The 14,669-nt window shown below is 46.8% G+C and carries 11 protein-coding genes; 3 read left to right on the top strand and 8 right to left on the bottom strand.

Going from position 1 to position 14,669, the window contains the following annotated elements; genetic code table 11:
* Position 1: 1 nt before the first annotated feature.
* Both holA and LG211_RS03445 read right to left on the bottom strand, forming a co-directional pair.
* Complete coding sequence (gene holA, locus LG211_RS03450) at positions 2–1,069, bottom strand: DNA polymerase III subunit delta (RefSeq protein WP_148396656.1); 1,068 nt, start codon at positions 1,067–1,069, stop codon at positions 2–4.
* Positions 1,070–1,077: 8 nt separating this feature from the next.
* The gene (locus tag LG211_RS03445; RefSeq protein ID WP_148396657.1) at positions 1,078–3,378 is read right to left on the bottom strand and encodes a DNA internalization-related competence protein ComEC/Rec2; all 2,301 of its coding nucleotides are present in this window, start codon (positions 3,376–3,378) and stop codon (positions 1,078–1,080) included.
* A gap of 204 nt (positions 3,379–3,582) precedes the next feature.
* Here LG211_RS03445 and LG211_RS03440 point away from each other — a divergent pair, with 204 nt between their 5' ends.
* Positions 3,583–6,555, top strand: coding sequence for a transglycosylase domain-containing protein (locus tag LG211_RS03440; protein WP_148396658.1), 2,973 nt, complete (start codon positions 3,583–3,585; stop codon positions 6,553–6,555).
* Between the two features lie 51 nt (positions 6,556–6,606).
* Here the strand turns inward: LG211_RS03440 and spoVAE are convergent, their stop codons facing one another.
* The 3 genes from spoVAE to spoVAC are packed head-to-tail and all read right to left on the bottom strand — an operon-like array spanning position 6,607 to position 8,530.
* Positions 6,607–6,960: a stage V sporulation protein AE gene (spoVAE, locus tag LG211_RS03435; protein WP_148396659.1), complete on the bottom strand. Its 354-nt coding sequence runs from the start codon at positions 6,958–6,960 to the stop codon at positions 6,607–6,609.
* A 1-nt stretch (position 6,961) separates the two neighbouring features.
* Positions 6,962–8,044: a stage V sporulation protein AD gene (spoVAD, locus tag LG211_RS03430; protein WP_148396660.1), complete on the bottom strand. Its 1,083-nt coding sequence runs from the start codon at positions 8,042–8,044 to the stop codon at positions 6,962–6,964.
* A 9-nt stretch (positions 8,045–8,053) separates the two neighbouring features.
* Complete coding sequence (gene spoVAC / locus LG211_RS03425) at positions 8,054–8,530, bottom strand: stage V sporulation protein AC (protein WP_148396661.1); 477 nt, start codon at positions 8,528–8,530, stop codon at positions 8,054–8,056.
* Between the two features lie 201 nt (positions 8,531–8,731).
* On the opposite strand from spoVAC, the gene LG211_RS03420 reads away from it, so the two are divergent.
* Positions 8,732–9,331 (top strand): Maf family nucleotide pyrophosphatase, encoded by a 600-nt coding sequence (locus LG211_RS03420; protein ID WP_148396662.1) that lies wholly within the window; start codon positions 8,732–8,734, stop codon positions 9,329–9,331.
* Between the two features lie 17 nt (positions 9,332–9,348).
* Here LG211_RS03420 and LG211_RS03415 read toward each other — a convergent pair whose 3' ends face one another.
* The 3 genes from LG211_RS03415 to LG211_RS03405 form a co-directional block, all read right to left on the bottom strand.
* The gene (locus tag LG211_RS03415; protein WP_269476997.1) at positions 9,349–11,709 is read right to left on the bottom strand and encodes a S8 family serine peptidase; all 2,361 of its coding nucleotides are present in this window, start codon (positions 11,707–11,709) and stop codon (positions 9,349–9,351) included.
* Positions 11,710–11,938: 229 nt separating this feature from the next.
* Positions 11,939–12,379 carry a GNAT family N-acetyltransferase gene (locus LG211_RS03410; protein ID WP_253019372.1) on the bottom strand — a complete coding sequence of 147 codons (441 nt, stop codon included), beginning with the start codon at positions 12,377–12,379 and terminating at the stop codon, positions 11,939–11,941.
* Positions 12,366–13,235 (bottom strand): reverse transcriptase family protein, encoded by an 870-nt coding sequence (locus tag LG211_RS03405; RefSeq protein WP_269476996.1) that lies wholly within the window; start codon positions 13,233–13,235, stop codon positions 12,366–12,368. Before LG211_RS03405 ends, LG211_RS03410 begins: the two co-directional genes overlap by 14 nt.
* A 194-nt stretch (positions 13,236–13,429) precedes the next feature.
* Here LG211_RS03405 and LG211_RS03400 point away from each other — a divergent pair, with 194 nt between their 5' ends.
* Positions 13,430–14,566 (top strand): DUF1002 domain-containing protein, encoded by a 1,137-nt coding sequence (locus LG211_RS03400; RefSeq protein WP_253019370.1) that lies wholly within the window; start codon positions 13,430–13,432, stop codon positions 14,564–14,566.
* The last annotated feature ends 103 nt before the right edge of the window (positions 14,567–14,669 follow it).

Genomic DNA, 14,669 nt, shown 5'->3' with positions numbered 1-14,669 from the left:
ATCATATTTCAGCCACAAACAGCTCCAAAGCCAGCATCTGATCAAGAAGGCCGGTTTTTATATTACCATCGATCTCATAGGCCTTTGATAAAATCCGCTTCAGGCCTTCCGTAGAATACTTTTCTGTCACGCTCATGGCTTTCTTGATACGAAATTCATGGATGCCCAGATGTTTTTGTATTTGAGCCAGGCCCAGGCCCTCCTCCCGCATTTCCTTCACCTCCAAAATCAGCTCCAGCTGGGAAGAAATGAGAGCCAGCAAGCGATAGACCCCTTCACCGCTGACCAGCAGATTGTGCAGCAGGCGATAGGCTTCATCTTTGCGGTTTCGGCTGATGGCATCCAGCATGGCAAAGACATTGGTCTCCAGATTGGTGGAAATGGTCAGGGCCACATCTGCGGATACAATCTCATCGCCGCTGCTGTGGGCGATTATCTTTTTAATATCGTTCTCTAGATTATATAAATTATAGTCGATTTCTTTGTTTCCGTATCCGCTGTCCTCGATCAGCAGCTCGACCACAGAATTGCGGCAAAGCTTTCCCGACGCCTTGAACCGTTTCACAATAAACGACTTGAGCTGGGCGCCGCTCAGAGGGCCGAAATCATAGACCCGCCCCAGCTTAGCGGCAGCGGTCAGAAGCTTGCTCTTTTTCTTATTCTTCGGGTCGGGTACGCCTGCCGTTATGATTAACAGGCAGGTATCGGGAATATTTTTCAGGTATTCCAACAGTTCCTTTTCATCGCTTTCAGAAAAGCCCTTCAGCTTTTGCCCCAGGGCCGGCGGAAATTCCGGGATCAGTACCACTCTCCGCTCAGACATCATGCTCAGCGTTTCGCAGCTTTCCCGAATCGAATCTATGGTCAGGCTTTCCGGCTCCAGGCGGGTAAAGTCAAGCGTTTGACATGCCTTATTTATATATTTTTCCAGCAGCTGTTCCGTCGCCCAATGCACCAGATACTGCTCCTCTCCGCACAGCAGCACCAGATTGGGGATATCCCCCGTTTTCAAATCCTTGCCGATCGTCTGGAAAGCATGCTCTTTTTTCTTATAATTCTGATATGCCATTTCACCCTCTATTCAATCATTTTTTGTATAGAAATACCCCTGCCGCCTTTTTCCAGGCAAATGCCAATGGCGCCGGAGGTATCGTTCCTATATACCATTATATCCTTTTCCCCGCATTTTTCAATAACAGCCTTCGCAGGGTGGCCGAAATTATTTTTCCCCACTTGAATCACGGCAGCCCGCGGAGATACGGCCTGAAGAAAATCACCCGATGAGCTGTATTTGCTGCCATGATGGGCCACTTTTAAAATGGTGGCGGTAAGGGTGGTGCTGCCGGAATAACGGTCCAGCAAAAGGCGCTCTCCCTCCTGATCGATATCCCCGGTTATGAGAAGGGAAACCTGACCCCATCGCAGCTTCATAATCAGACTGGAAGCATTTTCGTCTTCCTCATCAGCGGCCAGCTTTTCATATTCTTTCCCGCTGGCCCGCTCCGGCGCCAAAATATCCACATACACGCCTTCGCCTAATTTTACACTCTGACCCTCATAGAGATAAAGCATCCGGGCGCCGGTTTCATGTTTGAGTTCTTTTTCTTTTAAGCGATTGCCTTCAAAAACGCCGATGGTCTCCACCAGCCCCTCTCTTGCCAGAGAACGGATTCCCCCATAATGGTCCTCATGGAGATGGGTCACAAAAGCTGCATCTACCTTTTTGACGCCGTTTTTGAGAAGATAGGGTTTTAAAATCTTCTTCCCCACATCATAACGGATGCTCCCGCCTCCATCAAAAAGGTAGTTCTTCCCTTCCGGTGTACGGACATGGATGCAATCTCCCTGCCCTACATCAACAAAAACAATCTGCGCTTTTGAAAAGCCGTCATCCACTGCTGCCGCCGCTGTCATGGCTGTAATAAGAATTACCGCAGCGCCTGCTATAAGACGGGCTTTCTTTCTTCGAATAAACAGAATCCTGCCCTTTTCACAAACAAAGAAAAACAAAATCCCATAATAGAATGCCAGAAGAAAGACCGGCGGGCTTGCTACATCAAAGGAAGTCTTTCCTCCGGCGTAAAAAAAGTCGTTGATCCATACCAGCAGACGGCACCCCTGTTCAAAGAAAAAGGCGCAGAATTCAAATATGCGGTCCGAAACGCCCGATAAAACCAGCATGACGATCCCCACAGGCAGCAGGATTCCCGCCAGAAAAATAATCGGCAGGTTGGCTAAAAGGGCCCCCAGAGACACATAGTTGAACACATATGCCGTAAAGGGAGCCATTCCCGCTTGAATGGCCAGCGAGGAAAGGAACACTCCCTGATAAAACCGCTGAACAAAAGGAAGGATTACCCCCAGAGAGGCAACGGCCAGGAAGGACAATTGAAAGCCTACATGAAAAAGCTGGATCGGATTATAACAAAGCATCAGCACAAAGGTAAAGGACGCCGCAGAAAGCAGATCGTACCGGCGGTGGAGGAGCCCGGCCCCCAAATGAAGGATAATCATCGTGCCTGCCCGCACCACGGAAGGCGAAAAACTAGCCAGCGCCATATAAGACAGTAAGAAAAACAATGCTCCAATATAGAAAAGAGCACCTTTTCTCCCCCGCCACAAAAATGCAAAAAATCCATAGACAACTCCAATGTGCAGACCGCTGACCGCCAAAATGTGAGCAGTACCGTTTCTCTGAAAATCTTCATAAGTATCCTCAGACATAGCCGAACGATCGCCGAAGAGCATGGCCAATGCCATTGCTTTTACTTCCTGGTCAGTAAAGCGCTCCAGTTTATATTCCAATCCGCCTTTGATCCGGCTCGTAAGGCGCAGGAACGCCGCCGACTTTATCGCAAGCAGTTCCACACTGGAAGTCGTCATAACCGTGCCAATCCCACAGCTTTGAAGATATAGTCTATAATCGAAGCATCCCGGATTCCTCCGTTCCTGCGCCAATTCAGGCGTGCCGCAAAATGCAGCCCAGGACCCGGTCAAATCCCGATAATCATCCAGCTTTCCATAATAGTGAACCAAGGTGCGGCTGTCCTCTGTTTTTACTGTCATAGCATACCCCTGGTCCTTTTGCTGAATATCCGTCACCAGCCCCTCTATCCGGACCTGTCTTCCCACCTGCTGCACCATGGAGTCAGGCTGGTCTGCACAGGTCTGATTCCACCATCCGCCCATGGAAAACACACATACGAACAAACAAACCTTTGTCAGCTGCAAGCGGACCTGCAGCCGGTTTCCCACCTGCGCAAGCGCTGCGGCCGCGGCCAGTATGCCGATCCAAATCGCCTGATGGGCTTGCGAAAAAAAGGCAGCTGCAATCCCGCTGCCGAAGGCGATGGCAATAAAAATCATCGGTCTTCTCAAATGTCTCTCCCCCCAAAGACATTCGGCTTCACTCTTTGCTTACGGTAACACAGGACCTATTATATTACAAAATATGGAAATTCACAACCCAATAAACTTAATTTTCTCTTACGGAAATCGAAAGAATCGGATAAAACGTTTAACTTTTCCCTTCTTCTATGTTATAATTCAGACTGAATATATTGGTTACAGGAGGATAAGATTTTGGCAGATAAATTCAATAAAAATTCAAGCTCTGATGATATAAACGAGTTTTTCGCCGAGTTTGATAAGGTAGATGAGGCCGCTGATCCCCAGCCGCAAAAGCCGCAGACACCAGAAAAACCGAAAAACCCGGAAAGCGAACCGACACCGGCTCCCTCGCGCACCGCTCGCGCCGCGGAAAATTCCCGTGCGAAAAGGAGCAAAGAAAAAGCAGCTTCCGAAGCATCATCAAAGAAAAGCAAGAAAAAAGGAAAGAAAAAAGAGAAAAAGCCCATGAGCAAAAAGAAAAAAGTCTTTACTATCATTGGACTGGCGATTCTTGCTCTGATCCTGATTGGCGTGATTTATGTGGGCGCACTCATTTTGACCGCAGGAACACACAGCATTGATGCTGATAATATTTATACGCGCCTCTATCAGCGTTCTACCATCTACGACGATGAAGGCAAAGAGATTGAAAGTGTGTTCTCTGAAGAGGGTAACCGGGCTAATGTGGCTTACGAAGACCTGCCTGAAAATCTGGTCAATGCCATCGTGGCTATCGAAGATAAGACCTTCTGGAAGCATCACGGTTTCAACTTCGTGCGAATTATGGGCGCCATTAAAGACAGCGTTTTCAGAGGCGGCCAGATCAGCGGTACCAGTACTCTCAGCCAGCAGCTTGCCCGAAACGTATATTTGAGTGAGACCAAGAGCAAACGATCTCTCAATCGAAAGATTCTGGAGGCGTATTATACCGTACTGATCGAAAAGAGTATGTCTAAAGAACAGATTGTGGAGGCTTACCTGAACACCATTTATCTGGGCTTCAACTGCTATGGTGTAGAATCTGCTTCGCAGGCTTATTTTGGCAAGAGTGTGAAAAAGCTCGATCTGCTGGAATGCGCGGCACTAGCTTCTCTCCCCCAATCACCGGATGCTTTTGCTTTAGTGAAATCCTATCCTGTAGGCACCGTAGAAGTAGAGAAGAAAAATATCTTGGCCGAAACGGACAGTATCGTCTACGCATACAATGGAGATTTGTCCAGTGACCGGCGTAAGGCAACTCTGCGCAATATGGTGGATCAAGGATACATAACCCAGGCGGAAGCAGACAAAGCATTGGATGAAAATTTAAAGAAGAGCATGAAAATCTCTGCTGATAAAGGCAGCGGCTTCTCTTCCTATTTTACCGATTATGCTATTGATCAGATTACAGCTGACATTATGGAAGAATATGGTTGGCCCAAATCGGAAGCCAGAGAATTTATCTATCGACGGGGCCTGAAGATCTACACGACCATGAATAAGAGTGCTCAAAAGATCGCTGAAAAGGAATTCGAAAAGAGTTCCCATTTCCCGAGAGTGACCAACGTTCGAAAGGACGGCGACGGAAATATTCTCAACAGTAAAACAGGAAAAATTGTACTTTATGATTACGACGATTATTTCAACAGCAAAGATCAGTTCGTGCTCAAAAAGAATGAATACAAGAAAAACAGCGACGGCAGTATCACCATCTACAAAGATAAACGGTTAAAATTCTTCGATATAACGGTAAGCGGCAAGAGCGACATCGGTCTTACCTTCAAGCCTATGTACCAGCAAAAGGACGGTAAGTATTATACTATCGAAGACGGCGCCATCTCTGTACCGCAGGGATACAAAAGCAAGGACGCCAGCGGCAACTGCATTATTTCCGCTAAGTTCTTCAAGGATTATCCCAAATTTTTCAAAGAAAAAGATGGAAAGCTGATTGTAAGTTCCGAGAACTGTGCTTTAAAGCAAAAGGTTGTTCAGCCTCAGGCGGCAATCGTTATTATGGATTACAAGACCGGCGGAGTAAAAGCCATGGTCGGCGGCCGGGGCACCGAAGGAAAACAGATTTACAACCGCGCTGTACAGCCTCGTCAGCCGGGCTCCTCCATCAAACCGATTGCCATTTACTCATCCGCTCTGCAAAGTTCCTATAATGCGGCTGAAAAAGGCGAGAGCATGAGTCTTTCCAATTCGGACGGAAGCAACTGGGGAAAATACATCACCGCAGGCAGCGTAATCAACGATGCGCCGATGGTGGTAAACGGCAGAACCTGGCCGAAAAACTGGTATACCGGATATCGTGGACACATGACGCTGCGTTCAGCCGTACAGCAATCTGTAAACGTGTGTGCGGTTAAGGTTTATCAGCAGATGGGTCCGGAATTCCCGACTTCCCAGCTGAAAAAGATGGGTGTTACCACTCTGGTAGAAGATGGAAATACCAATGATATGAATCCGGCCGCCCTTGCTCTTGGAGGTATGACTCGCGGAATCAAACCAATTGAAATGGCTGCGGCCTACGGCATCTTCCCTAATGAAGGAACTTATACAGAGCCAGTTGCTTATACCAAGATCACCAACAGCAACGACGAAGTGCTCTTTGATAAGACACCGAAAACAGAACAGGTACTGGATAAAGGCGTTGCATTCATTATGACCGATATTCTGCGCAGCGTTGTCACCAATGGTCTGGGATCGAACGCATCCTTCAGCGGACAGCCGGTAGCGGGCAAAACTGGAACCACTAGTGATAACTTCGACGCATGGTTCGTTGGCTTTACCCCGCAGTACACCGCTTCAGTCTGGATTGGAAACGATGTTAACATTGAACTGGCGGAAGGCTCCGCAGCAGCGGCCCGTCTGTGGAGAACGATTATGAGCCAGGTATGCGCAGGAGAGCCTCGCGGTAAATACCCGAGCCAGCCGGATGATGTAAGCAAGATTGGCGGTGAATACTATACGGATGGCACCTATTCCCGAGTTGCAAAGCCAAAATCCACCTCAGATGAGAGCGAATCTTCATCCAGCTCCGATAAGAAAAAAGGCACTACTAAACAAGTTGAGAGAGCCACGACTCAGCCGCCTGCAACTCAGGCGCCGACGACGAAAGCACCGACAACACAAGCTCCAACAACCAAAGCTCCGACGACGAATACCGAAAACAACGGAGATTAAAAGAACAGCAAGACTCCGCGCACAGCGCGGAGTCTTTTCTATTGTAATCCGTTATCGAATTGACTTTGGATTGAAGATCAGGGCGATCAAATATCCCCATGCAATAGCGATCGTTATGCCGCCGGACGCTGCTTTCACGCCGCCTGTGATCGCTCCTAGAAAACTTTCCTTAGCGCCTTCCATTGCGCCCTTTGCAAGCGCATAGCCAAAGCCGGGCAGCGGGACTCTCGCCCCTGTCTGTGCCAACTGAACCAGAGGTTCATATAGATGCAATCCCTGCAGGACTGCCCCTGCCACCACTAACAAAACTAAAACCCGCGGCGCTGTCAGCTTGGTCACATCCATTAGGATCTGCCCGATGACGCAGATAGCGCCGCCTATTAAAAATGTATATACATACTCCATATTAGCGTTCCTCCTGTCCAATCTCAAGCGAAATAGCATGTGCGATTCCTGGGATAGATTCCCCCTGAAACGGACTGATCGTTGAAAGCAGTGCTCCTGTTGAAACGATCAGAACTTTGTGCAGTTCACCTCTCTGCATTCTTTTATAAATATAGCTGGAAAAAACACTGGCCGAACAGCCGCAGCCGCTTCCGCCTCCATGCACATCTTGTTCTTTCGCATAGATCATAGCTCCGCAGTCATCATAACGGCTCTCCACTTCTTTCTTCGGCAAACCAGCATCCACCAGCAAATCTTTAGCAATATCTTTACCGATATAACCCAAGTCTCCGGTTAGAATCAAATCATAATAATTGATTTTTCTTCCTGTATCGGCAAAATGATTGAGCAGCGTATCTACCGCCGCCGGTGCCATGGCCGCTCCCATCTGATTTGCATCCTTTATTCCTGCGTCGATCACTTTGCCGATCGTTCCGCAGCATACTTTTACCACTGCTGGTGTCTTTGTATTGCCTTCATCATCCGCGATCATCGCCTCTTCCTCTTTTTTTCCAGAAGAGATAACCATAGCACCGGCAGCCGTTGCAGTCCACTGCGCGGACGGCGGCCTTTGGTTTCCATGTTCCAGAGGCATTCGAAATTGCCGTTCTGCCGTACAATAATGGCTGGATGCTCCGATAATTACATTATCGCTGTATTGTCCATCTGTCAAAACAGAGCCCAGCATGAGAGATTCAGTCATCGTCGAACAGGCTCCATACATACCTAAAAATGGAATGTGCAAATCTCTGGCCATAAATGAAGATGACATCAGTTGATTTAGTAAATCTCCGCTGAGCATAGCCCCAATATCCTCTTTGGACCTGCCTGATTTTTGAAGGGCTTCCATCATTGCTGTCTTAAGCATTTTGCTTTCTGATTTTTCCCAGGTTTTCTCGCCGAATGTGTCCTCTTCAAGAACCGTATCAAACCATTGTGAAAGCGGCCCCTCCCCCTCTTTTTTACCTACCACGGAGGCCGCGCCGAGAATGACCGGCCTTCTGGAAAAATCTAAAGTCTGATTCCCCATTTTATTTTTTATCATATTCCTCTCCTAAAACTGCCCTGCAATCCAGTAAATGATACCTATGACGGTTGCGACTGAAATTCCGCATACCAGCACTGGCCCTGCCAAACTGAATAATTTGGCCCCAACGCCAAGAACAATTCCTTCCTGTTTATATTCAATAGCAGGCGCCACCATAGAATTGGCAAAGCCTGTAATCGGAACAATCACACCTGCCCCTGCGAACTTGCCGATGGAGTCGAAAAGCCCCAGCCCTGTCAGCAGCTGGGCGATCATGACCAGGATCACCGTCACATAGATTCCAGCATTTTTTTGGTCCAGCCCATACCCTACCAGGGCCTTTTCAAGTAAAAGCGCGCATACACAAATGAGCCCTCCTACAAGAAAGGCCTTCAGGCAATTGAGGAAATAATTCGGCTTGGGCGTAAATTGACTTGCATATTGTTCATACGCTTTTGCCACCTGCTTTTTCTGCTTTTTTTCTTGTTTCTCTTTATCCGCCATAAAGTCCTCCTTTCAGATTTCCTTTTTATTATTCCCAATTCTAAAAAATTATGCCATTGGAAGAAAGATCCCGCTATTTTCATTTGATTAATCGTTTTATGTCATAATAACTATCGGTTGGCCTATTAAAAAAGGCTCTGCTTTGTGCTATAATCAAAATCAATATCAGCTTACTTCCATCTAACGATTTTGTTCTGAAATATGAAGAAAGGAATGGTTATGGCAATAAACAATCTGGTCCTGGCATCCAGTTCACCCAGGAGAATTCAAATGATGAGAGCAAAAGGCTATGAACCGTACATTTTTCCGGCTCAAGTTGATGAAACCATTCCCATTACCATGGGAATGGAAAGCGCAGTCATGTACCTGGCGTGCAAAAAGGCTTTATGGGCGGAACAACATCTTCCCCAAGAGCAGAAAATAAATTCGCCAATCTTGGTCGCTGCCGACACAGTGGTGTATAAAGACCGCATCATCGGCAAGCCCGCAGATCCGGACCAGGCCAAAGAAATCCTTGCTTCTCTGAGAAAAAGCGCGCATTATGTGGCCACCGGCGTCTGTCTGCTGAAACCAGAACTGCCGGTGAGAAAACTCTTTTGTGAAATAACCAAAGTGTACTTTAAGGATTTTTCCCAGGAAGCGCTGGAGGCCTATATAAATACGGACGAACCTTATGATAAAGCCGGTGGTTACGCCATCCAAGGCACCTTCGGCAGATATGTGGACCATATCGAAGGCGATTATGAAAATGTGATCGGCTTTCCCTGGAGCCGCATTGAAAAAGAGCTGGCATCTTTGTAATACCGGCTCTTTTTCCTTTATTTCTTTAATTTGATTTTTTTCGTTTTGCTGTATTTTCCGTAAACCTTTCCTCCTCGGGAATCCTTTTTATACGCACGTACCTTTACGTAATAGGTCTTGCCCTTCTTAAGCTTTTTCAGTGTTTTTTTAGTAGAAGACGCTGTCACGGATTTTGTTTTCTTTTTACTGTATTTCTTGCTGGTCGAATAAGTGATCTGATAACCTTTGGCTCCGCTGATTTTTTTATAAGTAGCTTTCAGTTTTGTCTTTGATACCCGCTTCAAACTTTTGATTGAAGTTCGTTTCACACTAACCTTTTTCCATTTTGCATATAGGGTATAATTGCCGGAAGTAAGCGTTGTTACTTTAGTTCTGTAACTGCTGTTGGTGTACCAGCCGGCAAAGGTGTATCCCTTTCTTGTTGGATTTTTCAATGATACCCGGCTGCCGTAGTAGGTGGACGGGTTGGATGCGCTGTTTTTGCCTCCGTTTAATATATAGCTGATGGTGTATGGAACGGTTATTTGACAGGATGCGGAAAGGCCGCTCCCATCCTTTGTGGATACCGTGATGGTAGTCGTTCCGTAATCAATTGCATAAAGGACCCCGCTCTGAGAAATCATTGCAACCCCTGGCCGCGAAGATTCCCATTTTAACGTTTTATTGCTGGCACTACCGGGGACAACTGATGCGGATAATTTTGTGCTGTATCCCTTTCCTATGGTAAGATAGCGATTGGAAAGCCTGAGCTGTGTAACTTTATTACCATAAAATTGCAGGATTCCCTCTGGGCTCACGCTCGTTTCGTTGACTGCCTGAACGGAAATCGTACACCGGTTCCTTACAGCTAATTGGCCGGCTAAGTCATATTGGGGAGTACGGATGTTATCAAATTTTGTTTTATCTCCATTTTCGTCAGTTATAGTAACGATATAACTTGTCGCTTTTGCCACCGGATTCCAGCTTAGTACATGAGATGCGGATAATTTCAATCCTGTGGGCACTCTCAGCTGTTCTAATGCTTTGATCACCGCTTTCTCTGCATTCACAATACCATAGCCGCTTTGATCATCACGGCCCGAAGCTCCAATATCGGTAGCCGTACTGTACAAGAGCTCCTTTATTTGGTCGGTCGAAAATGCAGGATCGATCGAATAAAGCATGGAAGCCACGCCGGCTACTACAGGCGATGCCATGGATGTACCCGCACTCCAAGCATATCCGCCGGGATAGGAACTGAGAATTCCCTCTCTGAGCTTTTCTTGTCCATTGGAATACAATTGGGTTTCTCCTCCCGGGGCGGATAAATCTTTGGCAGCTCCATAATTGGAAAAATTTGATTTCTGATTCGATTGGTTCGTTGAAATCACACTGATACAGGAGTCAAAATCCGCCGGATAATTGGGCACTTGATTGTTGTCGTTTCCTGCAGCACAGACTACCGTGGTCCCTTTGGCAGTAACCTCATCGACTGCATCTTTCAGCAGATCGTCTTCCCAATTCAAGGCTCCTCCGTTGGCATATCCCAAGCTCATATTGATTACTTTTGCCTGGGTTTTTGACGCATACTGAATACCTGCGACAATCGCGCTGGTAAAAGCGTTTTTACCCTTAAATACATCAACTGCAAAAAGTTCCACAGCGCTGTTATCTTTTCCGCTGGCAACTCCCGCTACGCCAGTTTTATTATTGGCAGCAGCACCAATGATCCCGGCGACATGAGTCCCATGGCCATCGTCATCGCCGCTCAGCGAACGTTCATCTCCATAGGAAGTATCTCTACATAAGGACTTGTTCAAATTTTCCTGCAAATCCGAATGGCTAGTATCCACCCCCGTATCCAGTACCGCAACTCTTGTTTTCTGATGAAGAGCCCCATTCAACAATTCCCATGCCCCTTCTGCCTGGATCGTATCCAAATGCCAGAGGTCCTTTGCATAGGTATCATTCAAAGCTGCAGTCGCCGCATTTGTTTTAGCTGTGGGCTGAGCCGATTCTTCATCTTCGATCAAGCTATATCGATAGTTGGGCTGAGCATAAGCAACCTCGGAATCCTTCTCATAGGTTTTCACTGCCTCTTCCACCGTCTGCGCCTTTGGAAGCTCCACGACAGCCGTAATTTCATCCTGCGGCGTATCCAGCAACGTTAAATCTTCGCCATCTTTTTTATCGACGATTTTAGCGGCTTCTTTTTTATTAACATCATCCTCAAACACGACGATGATCTGATCTTCTGCATAATCGCCTCTGATCTCCTGACTCTGCTTTTCCGCCCCAAAGACTGCAGTTCCTTCCAGTCCAACGCTGCAGACAGAAACGACCATGCATAAAATGACGAAAAGGCTTATAATCCGATTTTTCGTTTTTTTAGTTTCCATTTCGTAGTTCTCCTTTGTTACCAGAATACAAGGCTGTATTCCACAATTGAATCGGTGAAGCCAAAGTTAAACTCGCCGATCGCAATGCCAAAAGATATTAAACTGATTTCACATTTTATACATTATATCCCAGTTTTTATCGGCGCTCAAGCAGCGGGAAAAAATAATCATAAAATCCACATAATTTATAGTTTTTTGGATTTTACAGAACTATATTTTCCATAGAAGATTACAGCTTCCTTTCCATGATCTCCGGCGAGCAGCTGATCTGGAACTGATCGCAGGTAAAGCACTTGGATATTTCCGGCGAATCTTCCCGGGCGATACGGTAAAATCCTGCTTTTTCAAAGAACGCAGGTACTTTTGCCACTAGCATAACCCGTGGTCCGCCCAGTTTCCTTACCTTATCCACTACAGTCTGCAGCATAAGCTCACCGATACCAGACTTACGGTAGGGCTTGAGTACCGTAATCCCGCCAATGACATATTCGCCTGCCCGCATTTCCAGCTCTATCCCCGCCACACGGCTGCCGCTGCTGTCTAAGACTTCCCAGCAGCCAATCAAACCTTCAGGCTGCGGCGCATCCGGCTCGACTTCCAGGCCGTTTTCGAAAAACATGCGGGCTAGTCCGGGATAATCGTCCGTTTCAATGGTTTTATAAGCATTCATGCGCTTCCTCCTTCTTTTTCTCCAGTATCCAAGCTTTCATTTCTTTAAAACAGCCGTCTTCCGGTTTAATCTGCAGAACAAAATTTACCCGTCCCAGAATATGTTCCAAATAAGAAGCCATTTCTTCATTCGCAGCCTCACGCCCCAGCTTATTATGTAAATGAGACCGCATTCCATATTTTTTCATGTAAAAATAGATTTGACGAAGCTCCCGGCGGTAAGCTCTGGGCGTCTGTAATTTTTCGTTTACAACAACCCCTGTGACGATCTGCCTCTGTCCAGCGGTCAAAAGCTTTGTTTTCTTTTTATTCATCTCAAAACCCATGGCATTGAGAAAAGCTCGCACCTTATTCTTGACCTCGACCCAATCGAAATCACCGGAAAAGGTCAAATCATCGCAATATCTGGTATAATTAACACCCTTTTCTCTGCACCAGTTGCCTATGTACCGGTCAAAGTCTTTCATGATCAGATTGGAAATAGCAGCCGAAGTCGGTGCTCCCTGCGGCAGATATCCCTCATAACAACAAATTGCAGTCAAGAGAGACGCTGCTGGATAAGGGAAGTATTCTCTGGGAAAAGCCTTCGTAAAAACCATGGAATCGGTAATACTGCCAAAAAAGTTTTCAATATCCAGTTTCAGTATTTGAGGGCTTGCCACATGTGCGGCGGCATTATCCCGTACTGAGACGCCCTTTCGGTAAGCTGTTGCATACTCGGAAACAGGAACCCGCTCCAGAACAAGTCCGGCTGCGCTATTGTCTCTGTTTGTTTCTATTCTAACATATTTTATTTTGTTTTTGGGAAAAGAGTATACGATGACAGCCGTATCTCCACATAAAGCAGTTCTTCCCATCCTTGGTTACAATGCAAGAAAGCTGTCCGATCCCTGCAAAAATCAGAAAATCTTCATAAATTGTTAATCAGATTTTCCTTTGTTCCCGCAGCCTAATATGGTATGATAACTGAGGAATCATTAAAAAATAAAGGAGGTATGGTGTTCTTACACCTTAGATTATGAAAACGTTAAAAAAAGCAATCTCATTTCTTTTGATTTTTACAGTTATGTTTCAGCTCTCTACGCTGACTGTCTCAGCGGACAGCTCCAAGGTTGTCACTCTGGGAGCCAATATTTCCAAACAGCAGAGGGCTGATATGTACGAGTACTTCGGCACCACGCCGGAGCAAGTCCAGACCATCGAGGTCAACAACAGCGACGAACGCAAATACATGGAAGGCATCGCAACCGAGCAGCAGATCGGCCGCAAAACCTTCAGCTGTTCCTACATAGAGCCCACTGACAGCGGCGGCGTTCAAGTGAAAACAGCCAATCTCACCTTTGTCACCAGTTCCATGATCGCCAGCACCCTGGCCACATCCGGGATTGAAAACTGCAACGTAGTAGCCGCAGCGCCCATCGCTGTGTCGGGAACCGGTGCTCTAACAGGTATTATGATGGCTTACGAAACTGCCAGCGGCCAGGATTTGAATGAAGGCCAAAAGGAAGCTGCGGTAGAAGAACTGGTAACCACTGGAGAAATCGCCGATTCAGTCGGACAAGAACAGGCATCGGCGCTGGTCAATGATGTTAAAGAGCAGGTCATTGAAGATAACCTGACAGACGCTTCAGAAATCCAAAAGGTTGTGGATGAGGCGGCCAGTAATCAAGGCGTCACACTCACTAAAGAGCAGATGGACAAAATCGTCGCTCTCATGAAAACCATTTCCCAGTATGACTATGATGTCAAAGCCTTAAAGAACACCCTTGACAATTTAGAAGGAAAAGGCGAAGGCTTTTTCGCCGGCATCTGGAATTCCATCAAGGGATTCTTCGGCGGCGGCAGCGACGGCGGGATTATCAACGATACCAAGGATACCGTTCTGGGAGATGATGCGGTAATCAACAGCACTTTGGATGACATCAAGTCCGCTGCCGAAGACGAAGGCCTGTGGGACAAAATTGTCAACTTCTTTAAAGGCCTCTTCGGCTCAGATGACGAAAGCACAGACGGCAGTTCCGATCAGAAGGACAGCACTCAAGCCAGCGAAAGCTCTAAGGACAGCAAAAGCACCAGTAACGAAAGCACAAGTCCCCAGCCCAAAGAAGACAAGTCCCCGACAGATGAAACGAGCAGCAGCTCGGACACTGACGGCACAGGAGCTTCACAGGAAGGACAGCCTCAGTAAGATTGGCCTGCACATGCTCTGCACGTGAATTATTGCTTTTTGATGAGCAAAATCAGGAGAGGATAAAACATAAAAAAACGCCTTTTCCTTTGCTAGAGGAAAA

It is taken from the genome of Hominibacterium faecale (assembly GCF_020734085.1).
GTDB lineage: Bacteria > Bacillota > Clostridia > Peptostreptococcales > Anaerovoracaceae > Hominibacterium > Hominibacterium faecale.
The sequence above is the reverse complement of the archived record's forward strand: the minus strand, read 5'-3'. Positions and strand labels throughout refer to the sequence as shown.

What these genes read in the sequence shown, in the direction of transcription:
- holA (WP_148396656.1), bottom strand. Translation starts at nt 1,069, where the DNA reads ATGGCATATCAGAATTATAAGAAAAAAGAGCATGCTTTCCAGACGATC.
- LG211_RS03420 (WP_148396662.1), top strand. Translation starts at nt 8,732, where the DNA reads ATGAAGAAAGGAATGGTTATGGCAATAAACAATCTGGTCCTGGCATCC.
- spoVAE (WP_148396659.1), bottom strand. Translation starts at nt 6,960, where the DNA reads ATGGAGTATGTATATACATTTTTAATAGGCGGCGCTATCTGCGTCATC.
- LG211_RS03405 (WP_269476996.1), bottom strand. Translation starts at nt 13,235, where the DNA reads ATGGGAAGAACTGCTTTATGTGGAGATACGGCTGTCATCGTATACTCT.
- LG211_RS03410 (WP_253019372.1), bottom strand. Translation starts at nt 12,379, where the DNA reads ATGAATGCTTATAAAACCATTGAAACGGACGATTATCCCGGACTAGCC.
- spoVAD (WP_148396660.1), bottom strand. Translation starts at nt 8,044, where the DNA reads ATGATAAAAAATAAAATGGGGAATCAGACTTTAGATTTTTCCAGAAGG.
- spoVAC (WP_148396661.1), bottom strand. Translation starts at nt 8,530, where the DNA reads ATGGCGGATAAAGAGAAACAAGAAAAAAAGCAGAAAAAGCAGGTGGCA.
- LG211_RS03415 (WP_269476997.1), bottom strand. Translation starts at nt 11,709, where the DNA reads ATGGAAACTAAAAAAACGAAAAATCGGATTATAAGCCTTTTCGTCATT.